A 12,358-nucleotide genomic window follows, 5' to 3' on the forward strand; every position below is an offset into this window, starting at 1 on the left:
TATGACTACCCTTACTTCAAAAGGGCAAATTGGGCTGCATAGTTCAGATGATAATGGTATATTCTGGATGATTAAATGGACTCATATATTAGAAGAGTTTGTGCTAAGATATGGGGATTATCCCAACGGTTTTTCTGACGGATTTCTAAAGGATGCTTCAATAGTTAATGCGACTTATCCTAATATACCACCTTCTAAGTTAGCAATAGATAAAGTTGATGGTTTGAAGGAAGGGTGTATATATAAGTTTGGAGTGAGAAAATATTTAGAACCTATGTTTAAGGAGGGGAAGATAAGGATTTCTCCTGCATCATTATATAATGATCCGTCGTTGAATAAAGCTATACAGGATGATGAGCTTTCATTTTTCATTAGTAGTAGGTCAGATGATTTTATCATTAGAAATGACGATAGTGAGGTTATACCCACATATGGAAATGTAAATTTTCATCTTAAATCTAAGACTAACTATTATGTTCATTGCTTCGCTAGCAAATATACGCTCAGAGAATATGATGATTTTGAGGCCAATGCTTGTATTATTATTTCTAAGCCAAGGCTTTTATTTCAAAAGATGATCAAAGCGGTTTCAAGAAAAAAACCGGACTTTCATGGGTTTGCATCTCCTGTAAAATATTTAGATCCGCTGTCATGTAATGCAATGGATGTTGAAATATTATTTTCTAAACATTTTAGATACTCATATCAGAATGAAGTAAGGACTATTTGGGTGCCGCCATCTCCAATGCAACACTTGGAGCCTTTATTAATAGAAATAGGAAGCATGGAAAAATATGCGAAAATAATTTACATTTAGCATTATCAACAGTCTTTCTTAGATATAAGTTGACATGAGGCATAAATATTTAAGAGGTTTTTATTCTTTCGCTTTTCGTTCATAGCAGCCTTTAATCTTAGATGATGATCGATGGACTATGTGCTAAGTAGTAACCTTCCGCCATAAGCTTCAGCCTGACTACTATTTGCCAAGCCATTAAGCTAACTAAAGGCTTTAGTGGTATGGATAAATATCTGGAAAAGCCAAAATTTCCAATCCGAAGTTTTATGTCTGCAAGCAAACACTGTTCACCCTCGGGTGAACAGTGATGAATAGTAAAAATTTAAGTGATCACCACTTAACCATATGATAATAAGCAATAAAAATGAAAGGTGAACAGGGTGAACACTTTTACTTAAAATCTTTTTTTTCTGGGTTAATGCTAAAATTTTAGGGTCAGCAGCACCGGTAAGGGTCTACAGCACGGAACCAAACCGAGAGAAAAATTTCATCAAAAATTGATGAATGATTTTTGCGCGATTTCATAACTCTCTGTTTTTAAAATGATAGCCAAAAATTATTGTGGGGGCACAAATGGGGCACTTTCATGTTGTTACAATTAAAAAATCAATAAAAACATGAGCTTGTATGAAGATTTGAGTCCGGCCTTCGCACCATAGTGTATAAAAAATTAAGTCACCGTTTAGGTGGCTTTTTTTTTGTTTGGATTCAGAGAGATGAGTCGTATTTGTTGTGTAAGCAGTATGACCCAGCATAATTTCCTGTGAACCGCTTTCCGCATCAGTCAGCCTGTTTTTGCGCGTTATCTGAATACGAGTGTTTCCACCGTACAAAAGTGGGAAACAGGGGCAAAACGCCCTGGTGGGATGTCGCTAAAACTCCTTTCCATTGTGCGAAAGCATGGGCTAGCAGTTCTGCTTTAAACCCACCCTATCCTAAGTTTTGGGCTAATCCTGATACAGGAACAGCCCAATCCTTACAGCTTGCCCCAATTCATTCAGCTCAAATATTCGACAAACCTCACATCGAAGATATAATGAATATAACCGATATATCCATCTGTCAATCGAGGTGAATGATGGCAGCGAAAAACAACTCTGCACGGCGTGAAGATCACTCCTTCGATGTGAGGAGCCTGAGTGGCGACCAGCTTCACAGCCTGGAAACCCATGCTGATGCGGAATACCTGGTGATTGATTTGGGCAGCACGAAAGCACGTAACCCGGCGTTCAATGAAACCATGAAGGTGGCGATGCAGGCTGCCCTGAATGCCGTGCTGGCTTCGTTTAGCCAGAAAGAGCCTGCGGTGAACAAGAGCACGGCTTCCAGTAGACGAAAAACGCTGGCGGTCGTCACTGAACCTCTGGAACAAACCAGCAAACAGGCCCGGGCCGAACGGAATGCTCAACGGCGTGAACAGCTGAACGACCGTATTCTGGCAGACTCTGTCTGGCTGACGGCGCGTGAACTCTCCGAAAAAGCTAACTTCCAGAGCAGTAATCCAAGCGCGGGACCCAATCGCTGGAAATCGGCAGGCAGTATTTTTGCCCTGCAGCTGCAAGGCAAGGACAACTACCCGGAATACGCGCTGGATGAGGGTTTTAGGCCAATCCCGGTAGTGAAGCAGGTGATCTCGCTGTTTGGCGAGAAAAAAACGCCGTGGGGACTCGCCATCTGGTTTGGGTCGGAGAACAGCTGGCTTGGCGGCAAAAAACCGAAAGATGTGCTGGCATCCCAGCCAAAACAAGTTCTGTTAGCGGCACAGGCAGAGAGAGAGGGCGCCATTCATGGCTGATGCTGATGACAAGGAGGTCGTTGCCCGCAAAATACGTCAGCCCAAAGCTAATTTGCAGGTGAACTTTGTCACCTGGCCTGCTTGCAAACGGCTCCATCGGGTGCATTCAGCGGATTACAGTGCAGTGCAGTTCAATCCAGGCAAGGGGAATTCTCGCTTCAGCCCAATGAGTAACGGGGTTGCGACGTTGTACGGCGGTGAAAATACCGGCGTGGCGGTGATGGAAACACTGTTCCACGATCTGCCGGCAGACTCCGCTGGCGCATCTTACGATTTGGGAAAGCTGGTCGGAATGGCGCATTCGATTATCACGCCGCTTATTGACCTTCAGCTTGCCGACCTCAACCCTAAAACACTGCGCAAAATGGGCGTCACGCGAGCCCAGCTTTTAGACTCGTCTGCCGAACAGTATGTTTTCACCCGGGAATACGCGCTGGCAATACATCAGGCTTTCCCTGACGTTCAAGGGCTTCAGTGGTCTTCTAAACAGCATGGTGATGCGGCGTTGATGCTATTTGGCGACCGTATCGAAGACTCCCAACTGAAGGTTGAGATTGAGTCTGAGGTGATAACCGAGTCAGAGAACGTGTTGGATGCCATCGAGGAAGAAGCCGATCAGCTGGGTGTAGTGCTTTTGCCGGCGGGAGGTGCCTAAAATCTGCCTTTTTACGCTGCGTAAGTAAAGGCAGTTAAGTAGTTTGAAAGCCAGCAGACTATGTACTGGCTTGAATCCCTCAACATTCATTAAGCTATCTAAGTCTTTACTTGGCTGAGCATCAAACGCCAGCTCGACTATTAAAGTTCAGACTCTTCTAACGGCTCGAACTCTAACCAGAGATTTGCGGTCGATCAACTTTCCCTCACTATTATAATAACGTTCGGGCCAGATCTCAGCGGGATGAACCCCGATCCTGTCTGCTATCAGAGCTTCGCCTTTAGGCCATGGTCGGTAAAGTGTGTTTGCCAACGTAGATGAGCTTAAACCCACGTCACGAGAGAGCGCAGCGAGTGAAGTCCCTTGTTTGCGAATTGCGGCAATGATGTCAGCTGGGTGCCAATTCCTTCTCATTTCAATCTCCTAAGTTACTCTTGTTAAGTTAACCAGCAACGCAATGCTACGATATTCGTAGTATCTGTGAAAGATAAAATCTACGAATCTCGTAGTTATGAAACCGAGATCAAGTATCCATGAAACGTTCTGCAAACGCTTAAAGCAGGCACGCCTGGCGAAGGGCTTTTCCCAGAAAAGCTTAGGCATTGCTGCGGGCATCGACGAGTTCGTCGCCAGCACCCGTATAAACCGATATGAAAAGGGGATTCACGAGGCTGATTTCAACACCATTCAGCGTCTGGCTGAGGCTTTAGAAGTACCTGCAGCTTATCTGTTTGCTGAGGATGATGTCGCATCCATTTTTTTGAAGATATTGCCGCCAGGCGATATTAAAGGATAATAAACATAAAATTTTTTATGAGGAAATAGAATGAGGGATTTTGGCTCTGGCGATATTCACGGCGATGTTACTATAAACGACCACTCCAATAACGTTGAGTACAAGCTTCTTATTCATTGTAGCAATCAAGAATTAATTCATGAGGAAAAGCATCGAATAAGTAACTTAAAAAGAGAACGAGCCAGGAAAAATAACATATTATTTAAGGTCCTTGGCTTCGCTGCGATACTTATGTTGTTTGCTGCAGGTTGGTATTTCATTCAAGGAAAATTTGATTTAGTTAATTGCTTGACTGGCGGAGCTGGAGGGGTACTGGCCTTAGCGGCTCTATCTCAATCAGACAAACGAACTCCTTTCGAACATCGTCAGATTTCTGCACTGGAAGAAATAAATCTCATTTTACGCGATCGTGGTGTGAGATAATTAACATAAAATTTTTTTTTATATGAAAACCAACCTCTTCAAAGAGGTTGTGATTTTTTTATGATCATATTCATCCATAGTTCTGCGGTGTTTTTTTTATAACTCTTTGAGCACCATTCTTTCTCTATATTTATGAACTTAACGCTCATAATTAATCTTTTTATCGAATCCTCATTCATATCCGTAAATCGCCTGCCATCCTTCATCCGTTCGCCGCTTCCATACTTAAAGGATACGTACCAAACGCCGCCAGGTTTTAGAGCTTTTGCCAGCCGCGCCATCACCTCCGGCAATTCCTTCTCAGGCACATGCAACAGCGATGCACAGCACCAGATGCCGTCGTACTGCTCAACCGCAGTCAGCTCTTGAAAGCGCATCACCTCAACGGGTCTGCCAATAAGTCGTTCCGCTCGTTCGGCCAATTCCGCAGACGCATCAAAAGCATCAACCGCATAACCCCGCTCGCTAAACGCTTTAGCATCACGGCCCGAGCCACAACCCGCGTCCAAAATACGGGCGCCTGGCTTCAGAAGAGCCAGAAACGGTTGATAGACGGCAGACATATCGACATCCACCGTCTCGTCAAAAAAGCGCTGTGCGTTTTGCTGGTAATAATCGTCATTCATCAGAAAATACCGTCTCCCTGTGCGACAGGTTCCCATATATGAAACAGCGTTTCTTTCGCCGTTTGCCAGTGTTGCTGCAGGAAATTATGCCTCAAAGCCGGCGTATTGCCCGTCTGGCGGATCAAGGTTTCGCGCAGCGGAAGATGGCTGTTGATAAAGTATTCATTACGGTCATGCAGACGTTGAAGCAATTTGGTGGAAGGTATCCGGGCAAACTTCCCCTGATGCCCACGATTGCAGGTCTGGCAGGCCAGTACCAGGTTCCAGACGCCGTCCAGATTATTGAGTGAATGGTTGAGCATAAAGGGAAGGAAGTGGTCGACGTCGGCAAGCTCGGTTTCACCCATCGCGATGCTGATAGGGCGGTAGCAATAGAAACAGTAGCCTTTTTGATAGCCATTCAGGCTGTCGCGACAGCTGGTAATGTTAATGCGCTTGTTATTTCTGCGGCTGAATAACATCTTACTGTCTTCGTCATATTCCACGGCAATCAGGTTACGTGAAACGCCCATTGCCCAGGCTTCCTCAACCAGTCGCCAGCGCGCCTCGGTTTCCCGAATCAGATTAGGAAACTGATCGTTTTCGGTCAGATGGTAGTAATTGTCGGTCAGACGAATGCCTTTCTCCGTTTTACGTTCATCAAGGAAAAAACGCTTGTCGATTTCAGCCTGATTGACGTTATGAAAGGCATCAATCACGTTGGCAAATCCCCGCTTAACGGTAATGCCAATCAACTGCTCTTCAGTAATTTCACCCTTATTGAACTGCAAACAGGCATCGAGAAACTGGCTTTGCTTGCTGGTGATCTGTTTGGGTGCCTGCTCCAGATGAGCACAGAGATGGCGGGCAAATGGTGCGGCCAGCATTTCCAGGGTAATCAGGTCGTTGCCAGGCTGCTTCAGGTCATACAGCGCATGGGCTAGCGCAAATTTGTAGGACGCGACATTCTTGCCAAAAAGGATCACACCACGCCAGTAATGCTCCAGCTTAGGATCGGCCTGATAGAAACGCATAAATGTCCTGTTTTGTGAGGCGGCTCGTAATAATGAGAGTTACGCGATCACATAACAAAACGCAGTAATTGTAAATCCAAAAACAACCAATCTTTAACAATGTTCGCTTATAGCTGCGCGGATGTTTTTAACATCACCACCCCAACCCTCACCGCCGCATCCTCAAATATGCTAATGGCTTCTCCGGCCACGCCCGGTCCGGGAAGAGCCACAGGCGAATGCTGTACAGATGGAACAGCGGCGTGAACAGCTGCTCATCGCGGGTGGCGAGGCCTTCCAGCTCCAGCAGCAGCAAATCCAGCTCATCCAGCAGGGCAGGATGCGGAGCCACTTTCAGGGACTTCATTCGCCGCTTCAGAAACAGCGCCAGCTCGTGGAACATCTGTCCGCTGTCCAGCTGATGCTGCCCCAACATCTCGCGATTGCGGGCGTAATAGTCATAGCAGTTCGCGCCCAGCCACACCTCGGTCACCAGGTTGCCTGCGGTCAGCAGGTCGGGATGCGGATCGAGGCGCATACGCGGCAGGATCACGTTCACGCGCTCCAGCATGCGGGTAATAAAGTGCTGACGTGATAGCAGCGATGAGCCGTTGCGCTCCATCTCTTTCACAAATCGCAGCAGTTCGCCCAGCCCCGAACGCACCGCGCGGCGGGCAATCCATGACGGGCGTTTGTTACGGATAATCGCGGTGATCACCACCGCAAACAGAATCCCGGTCATCGACGAGATCGCCGTGTTGATCGCCAGCGTCAGGTCGGGCTTCAGGTGGTGGCTCAGGCCGATTAAACCGGGAAGCTGGATCGCGGCGCTCAGGCCGATCATATTGGTCGATGGATTGGCAATCACTAACCCCAGCACGAAAAGCCCCGGCGACAGGCAGATAATCAGGCTCTCAAAGGTCACGGCCTGCGGGATCAGCAGCGCGACGTAGAGCACGCTGATAATGATCGATATGACCGTGCCTTTAATAAACAGCTTCATGGAGTTGCCCGGCGTGTCTGCGCTGGCAAAGAATGAGCTGAGGATCGCGGCCATCATCGGCGCGGAGGCGCCATCACGCCAGGCGGTACCCATCCAGAACAGGCAGGCGCCAAAGGTTGCGAGGAATGAGGTGGTCGCGGAGAGCAGCAGCAGCCCGGTGTCGGTATGCGGGCGCGAGCGTTCTTTACGCGCGAGGCTGGTATCGCCCGACAGATCGCTGACCAGGTTGCTGACGCTGTGATATGCCCCGGCGATGCGCACAAAGTCGGCCAGGCGCTCAAGCAACCCGGTCAGCACCAGGCACTCGTCAATCGGCAACTCGCCTTTCTGCCAGGCACGTTTGAGATCGGCCTGCGTGGCGGTAAGCGTGGCCTGAATCCCGTCGTTATCCCTGAGATCGTCCCCGGCGTTCAGCCACAGCAGAAATTGCTGAAAGGCGAGGGAAACCGTTTCCGGAAAGCGAATATCCAGTTGCGCCATCTGATGCAGACGGATCTCAATCGCGGCCAGCGTCGGAATCAAATAAGAGAGATGCTGATACTGCACGCTCACCAGGCGGATCAGCCTGCGCGCCGCGTCACCTTCATACACGCAGTGGGTGATCAGCGCTTCAACCTGCTGCGGATATTGCGCCATGCGGATCAGGATATCTTCCCGCTCCGGCGAGTTATGTTTCGGAATGCCGGTTAGCAGATCGCTGCACATCTTACGCCCGTTCTGATACCAGACGGTGACGCTTTGCTCGAGCAGGTTGCGCATCGAAACCGGCAGCAGTAATCCATGAATAAAGCTGCTGCAGGTGACGCCCAGCGCGATCTCTTCAATACGTGAAATCACCGTGCCGGTAATGCTCAGCGGCATAGTCACCGCCGGGAAACCCATAATGGCAGCGCTGTAGCCCGCCAGCATAAACACATAGCTTTTCGGCGTGCGGTCATGCAGCGACAGATAGAGGCAGAAGCTGACCCACAAAGACACGCACAGGCTGAAAAGCATCGGAGACTGCACGGTTTCAGGATAAATCAGGAATACAAACAGCCCACCCAGCAGCGTGCCCATCAGACGGAAGATCGATTTCGAGATGGTCGATGCGGAGTAAAGCTGGGAAGAGACGTAAACGGTAGTCAGTGCCCAGGCCGGTTTATCCAGATTCAGTTCAAGCGAGATATAGACAGCCAGAAAGGCCGCAAGACAGGTCTTTACTGAAAACAAAACGGCGTTTTTCGAAAACCACTGCATGACAGGGACTACCAAATGCACACTAAGTGCGCAGCATCCTGCCAGAATACGCGCCTAATTCATGGGGTTAACTACGTCAAATTGTTACTGAATCAAAAAAGATATTCCCATCATGAAATTATCTTCAGGTGAAACTATATAAATAAACTTCAGCGGCAACCTTACCGACAAAAGCCCCTGCCAGTAAAAGCAGGGGCTTTTCGAGTCATTACAAGGTGCTGCACGTTACCCGTAACAGCCAATCAATAAATCCTGTCAATGATAGCGATCAAGCCGATGTCAGTTAACGCTCAGAAACCGCCCCGTTACCATAAAAAAGATTCGTAAAAGACGGGGCGATCGCTCAACACATTCTTACCGTCCCTGATGCGAAACACCGTGTCCCATCTTGCCATGGCCGGCACCGACTTTCCCGTCGTCGGCATCCTCCACCAGGTCACACTGTTTCGGCAGCGTGGTGGCAATCAGACCGGCAATAATCAGCGAGCCTGCCAGCGCGCAGATGGCCGTTCCCTGACCGTAGAAGTAGATCATAATGCCGACCAGGTAAGGACCGCAGAAGCCGCCCAAATTACCCAAACCGTTGATCACACCGCGTGCGCTACCGGCCAGTTCGGCCGAGGCGATACGGCCAGGCATTGACCAGAACGGGCTGGTGGCGGCTTTGAGGAAGAAACCGCAGAACACCAGGGCGATATAGGCCGCGACGATATGCTGATGCAGCACCACGGATGCCAGCAGCGACGCGGCAAAGCAGAACAGCGAAATCATCACCCACAGACGGCGTTTACCGGTTTTGTCGCTGATCATCGAGATCAGGTAGATACCGACAATGGTCGCAACAAACGGCAGTATCGCCAGCAACCCCACGTTGGCCATATTGGCACCGGTCAGGTTTTTCAGAATGCTTGGCAGCCACAGCGTGTAGCCATAATCGCCGGTTTGGTAGAAGAAATTCAGCAGCACCAGCTTCATCAACCCTTTGTTGCGGAACACGTCTTTCAGCCGCGCTTTGCCAACCGGCGCTTTCTTGCTGCGCTCTTCGCGCTCACGGGTCAGTTCGGTAATCAGGTATTCACGTTCACGCGCGGGTAGCCAGCGGGCTTCTTCCGGACGGTCGCTGATCACCAGCCACCACACCAGCAGCACGGCGGCAGACAGCAGGCCTTCGATGATAAATAACCAGCGCCAGTCGAAGGCGTTGATGATCCAACCGGAAATCGGCGCGGTAAACATGCCGCCCAGCGGCGCAAACATCATCACAAAGGCGTTCGCACGTCCCAGCTCTTTTTCCGGGAACCAGTTGCTGACCATGGTCAGCACCACCGGCAACATCCCGCCTTCCGAGATGCCCAGCACGAAGCGCAGACCCAGCAACTGCCAGTGATTGGTGACAAAGCCGGTGGCGATCGACACCACCATCCACGCCGCCAGAGACCAGGCGATAAACTTCTTGCCGCTGCCGTTCACCGCCACGCGGCCGCCCGGCACCTGCAGGAATAAATAACCGATAAAGAAAATGCCGCTGGCGATACCGGCCATCTGGCTGGTGATGGCTAAATCCTGCTCCATGCCGCCAGGCAGGGCAAAGCTGATGTTCACCCGGTCCATAAACGACACAATGCAGGTGATCAGAATCGGGGCTATCACACGCAGCCAACGCGTGCCGGGTATTTTATTATTCATCTCAGGCCCTCTGGAAAAAGTGGATGGCGGACCATCCCGGTGATGCAGGCCGACAAAGCCGGCCTGGGCAGGTGGTATGAACGCGTTAATCGATGGCGGTCGGCAGCGGCTTCTGGTTGAAGAACGCCTCAACGTTGGCGAACACCACATCCGCCATCTGCTGACGGGTTTCGTGAGTGGCGCTACCCACATGGGGCTGTAACAGCACGTTGTTCAGCGCAATCAGCTCTTCTGGAACCTGCGGCTCCTGCTCGAAGACGTCCAGCGCGGCACCGGCAATCTCGCCTTTGCGTAAGGCCTGAATTAATGCGGGCTGATCGACTAACGAGCCGCGCGCGATGTTGATCAGCCAGGCGTGTTTCGGCATCGCCTGCAGGACGGCGCTGTCAACCAGCCCTTTGGTGGATTCGCCGCCAGAGGCCGCAATCACCAGGAAGTCGCAGGATTTCGCCAGGCTCTGCACATCGTCGCACCAGCTGTACGGCAGCGACTCACGGCGGCTGCGGCTGGTGTAGCTGACCGGCATATCGAATCCGCTGGCGCGGCGGGCAATGGCCTGGCCGATGTTGCCCATGCCGACAATGCCGATGCGTTTGCCGCTGACCTGGGTGCCAAGCGTTGGCGCGTTATTCAGCCACTGACCCTCGCGGACAAAGCGGTCGCCCTGGCACAGTCGGCGGGAGGCCGCCAGCAGCAGGCCCATCGCCATATCGGCAACGTCATTGGTTAACACGCCGGAGGTGATGGTCACGGCAATCTTGCGGGCGCGGGTGGTGTTGAGGTCGATAGCATCGGTGCCGACGCCGAACACGGCAATCAGCTTTACCTGCGGTAACTGCTGCAGAACCTCGTTGCGAACGCCGATGTCGCCGCGCGTCACCACCGCCTGAATGCTGTCGCCAGACTGGGCCAGAAAGGCCTGCGGATCCTGCTGCTCGTACAGGCGGTGAACCGTCCAGCCAGAAGCCAGTCGGTCCATCAGGGCATCAGGTACGGGAGCGATTAGCAGGATGGCTTGAGTTGTCATGGGGTTCCCCTTCAAAGGCAGTACGTCGGATACGTACTATTAAAGGGGTTTCTGAGTATTTAATTGCGAGCTGGATCACACTGAATCGTGTTAGAAATCTGTGTTACCGACTACGTGATCGCGAAGGTGCTTATCGGCGGGTTTCCGCCGTCAGATGGTCGATCCCATCGACAGGCGATAGTGCAAATCTACCCGCTCGATGGTCGGAAGGTTGTTGATCTTCTTAATCAAAATCTCAGTGGCGGTTTTACCCATCTCGAAACGCGGGGTGATGACGCTGGCCAGTTTCGGGGTTGTTACCTGACCGATCTCCAGCCCGTGGAAACCGGCAATCGCCATCTCCTGAGGCACGGCAATCCCGGCCGCCAGGCACTCCTGCAACACGCCTACCGCGAGGTCATCGTTGGTGCAAAGAATGCCGTCCATATCAGGATACATCTGACGCGCCATGGTCATCATTCCGGCCCCGGTCGACACCGACGAGACTTTCTTCGGCGCGATGCGTCCGGTGGGCAGGCCTGCGTCTTCCACCGCTTTGCAGTAGCCGGCGTAGCGCTGCTCATCGCGAATATCGGACATTGAGCCGAAATAGATGATGCGCTTTTTGCCGCTGCCAATCAGCATGCTGGCCATATCAAACCCGGCCTGGAAGTTATTGAATCCGACGTTGACGCGGCCTTCGGTGGTAGTCAGTCCCATCACTTCCGCCACCGGAATGCCCGCCGCTTTCAGATACTTCTCGGCGCGCACGGTGTGGACCGATTCGGTCAGTAAGATTGCCTTAACATTGAAGGCCAACACGGTGGCGATCTGCTCTTCCTCACGCTGGCTGTCGTAATCGTAATTCACCACCAGCGTCTGATAGCCCTGGGCGGTGGTGACCGACTCCACGCCGGCCAGCAGGTCGGAGAAAATCTGGTTATTAAAAGAGGGGATCAGCACGCCGATGCGGGGAAGGGCATTGCTGGCGATGGCGTGATTATCCGGGTCCGGCTGGTAGCCCACCTCGGCAATCACGCTGGCAATCCGCTCGGCGGTGTCCGGTTTAACTTTTTCCGGCGTGCGGAGATAGCGGCTGACCGTCATTTTTGTTACACCCGCCAGAGTGGCAATATCATGTAACGTGATCCGTTGCATTTTCATCGTTGTTATCAGCCGACAGCCCTTGAATGCCTGCATTATGCCTGCTGCGACCCTTAAAGGAAATTGGATTAAAGTGCGGTTAATCCTGGTCTTGCGGCACGCGTTACGGTGAAAAGCCCGTCGCGATCACAGCAACGGTATCCTGGTTTCGTAACAGCGCTATAGGTGATCTGC

At 51.1% G+C, this 12,358-nt stretch carries 12 protein-coding genes and 1 pseudogene; 6 read left to right on the forward strand and 7 right to left on the reverse strand.

The genetic code is table 11. The features are described from left to right. The first annotated feature begins 1 nt into the window (after window position 1). The 4 genes and pseudogenes from ACXKZG_RS03020 to ACXKZG_RS03035 all read left to right on the forward strand — a co-directional run bounded on the left by ACXKZG_RS03020 (window position 2) and on the right by ACXKZG_RS03035 (window position 3,249). Window positions 2-817, forward strand: a complete 816-nt coding sequence (locus ACXKZG_RS03020; protein WP_488875663.1) for a hypothetical protein — start codon at window positions 2-4, stop codon at window positions 815-817. A 761-nt stretch (window positions 818-1,578) separates the two neighbouring features. Next, window positions 1,579-1,722 (forward strand): annotated as a pseudogene (locus ACXKZG_RS03025) (helix-turn-helix domain-containing protein); the annotation flags it as partial. Between the two features lie 152 nt (window positions 1,723-1,874). After that, complete coding sequence (locus ACXKZG_RS03030) at window positions 1,875-2,594, forward strand: integrase (RefSeq protein ID WP_488875664.1); 720 nt, start codon at window positions 1,875-1,877, stop codon at window positions 2,592-2,594. Next, window positions 2,587-3,249: an RES family NAD+ phosphorylase gene (locus ACXKZG_RS03035; RefSeq protein ID WP_488875665.1), complete on the forward strand. Its 663-nt coding sequence runs from the start codon at window positions 2,587-2,589 to the stop codon at window positions 3,247-3,249. The genes ACXKZG_RS03030 and ACXKZG_RS03035 overlap by 8 nt, the downstream gene beginning before the upstream one ends. Before the next feature lie 147 nt (window positions 3,250-3,396). Here ACXKZG_RS03035 and ACXKZG_RS03040 read toward each other — a convergent pair whose 3' ends face one another. Beyond that, the gene (locus tag ACXKZG_RS03040) at window positions 3,397-3,663 is read right to left on the reverse strand and encodes a helix-turn-helix domain-containing protein (RefSeq protein ID WP_346595899.1); all 267 of its coding nucleotides are present in this window, start codon (window positions 3,661-3,663) and stop codon (window positions 3,397-3,399) included. Window positions 3,664-3,760: 97 nt separating this feature from the next. Here ACXKZG_RS03040 and ACXKZG_RS03045 point away from each other — a divergent pair, with 97 nt between their 5' ends. Together ACXKZG_RS03045 and ACXKZG_RS03050 are read left to right on the forward strand one after the other, a co-directional pair. After that, complete coding sequence (locus ACXKZG_RS03045; RefSeq protein ID WP_265909705.1) at window positions 3,761-4,045, forward strand: helix-turn-helix domain-containing protein; 285 nt, start codon at window positions 3,761-3,763, stop codon at window positions 4,043-4,045. Window positions 4,046-4,075: 30 nt separating this feature from the next. Continuing rightward, window positions 4,076-4,468 (forward strand): hypothetical protein, encoded by a 393-nt coding sequence (locus tag ACXKZG_RS03050; protein ID WP_488875666.1) that lies wholly within the window; start codon window positions 4,076-4,078, stop codon window positions 4,466-4,468. Between the two features lie 38 nt (window positions 4,469-4,506). Here the strand turns inward: ACXKZG_RS03050 and ACXKZG_RS03055 are convergent, their stop codons facing one another. The 6 genes from ACXKZG_RS03055 to ACXKZG_RS03080 all read right to left on the reverse strand — a co-directional run bounded on the left by ACXKZG_RS03055 (window position 4,507) and on the right by ACXKZG_RS03080 (window position 12,184). Beyond that, the gene (locus ACXKZG_RS03055; protein WP_488875667.1) at window positions 4,507-5,094 is read right to left on the reverse strand and encodes a class I SAM-dependent methyltransferase; all 588 of its coding nucleotides are present in this window, start codon (window positions 5,092-5,094) and stop codon (window positions 4,507-4,509) included. After that, window positions 5,094-6,107: an HNH endonuclease family protein gene (locus ACXKZG_RS03060; protein ID WP_488875668.1), complete on the reverse strand. Its 1,014-nt coding sequence runs from the start codon at window positions 6,105-6,107 to the stop codon at window positions 5,094-5,096. The genes ACXKZG_RS03055 and ACXKZG_RS03060 overlap by 1 nt, the downstream gene beginning before the upstream one ends. 148 nt (window positions 6,108-6,255) lie before the next feature. Then, the gene (locus tag ACXKZG_RS03065) at window positions 6,256-8,328 is read right to left on the reverse strand and encodes an FUSC family protein (RefSeq protein ID WP_488875669.1); all 2,073 of its coding nucleotides are present in this window, start codon (window positions 8,326-8,328) and stop codon (window positions 6,256-6,258) included. Between the two features lie 354 nt (window positions 8,329-8,682). Then, complete coding sequence (locus ACXKZG_RS03070) at window positions 8,683-10,014, reverse strand: MFS transporter (RefSeq protein ID WP_206403438.1); 1,332 nt, start codon at window positions 10,012-10,014, stop codon at window positions 8,683-8,685. An 85-nt stretch (window positions 10,015-10,099) separates the two neighbouring features. Beyond that, entirely contained in the window at window positions 10,100-11,041 is a 942-nt protein-coding gene (locus ACXKZG_RS03075; protein WP_488875670.1) for a 2-hydroxyacid dehydrogenase, read from the reverse strand. Between the two features lie 150 nt (window positions 11,042-11,191). Beyond that, window positions 11,192-12,184 carry a LacI family DNA-binding transcriptional regulator gene (locus ACXKZG_RS03080; protein ID WP_013203937.1) on the reverse strand — a complete coding sequence of 331 codons (993 nt, stop codon included), beginning with the start codon at window positions 12,182-12,184 and terminating at the stop codon, window positions 11,192-11,194. Window positions 12,185-12,358: the final 174 nt, after the last annotated feature.

This window comes from Erwinia sp. 2186, assembly GCF_057812255.1.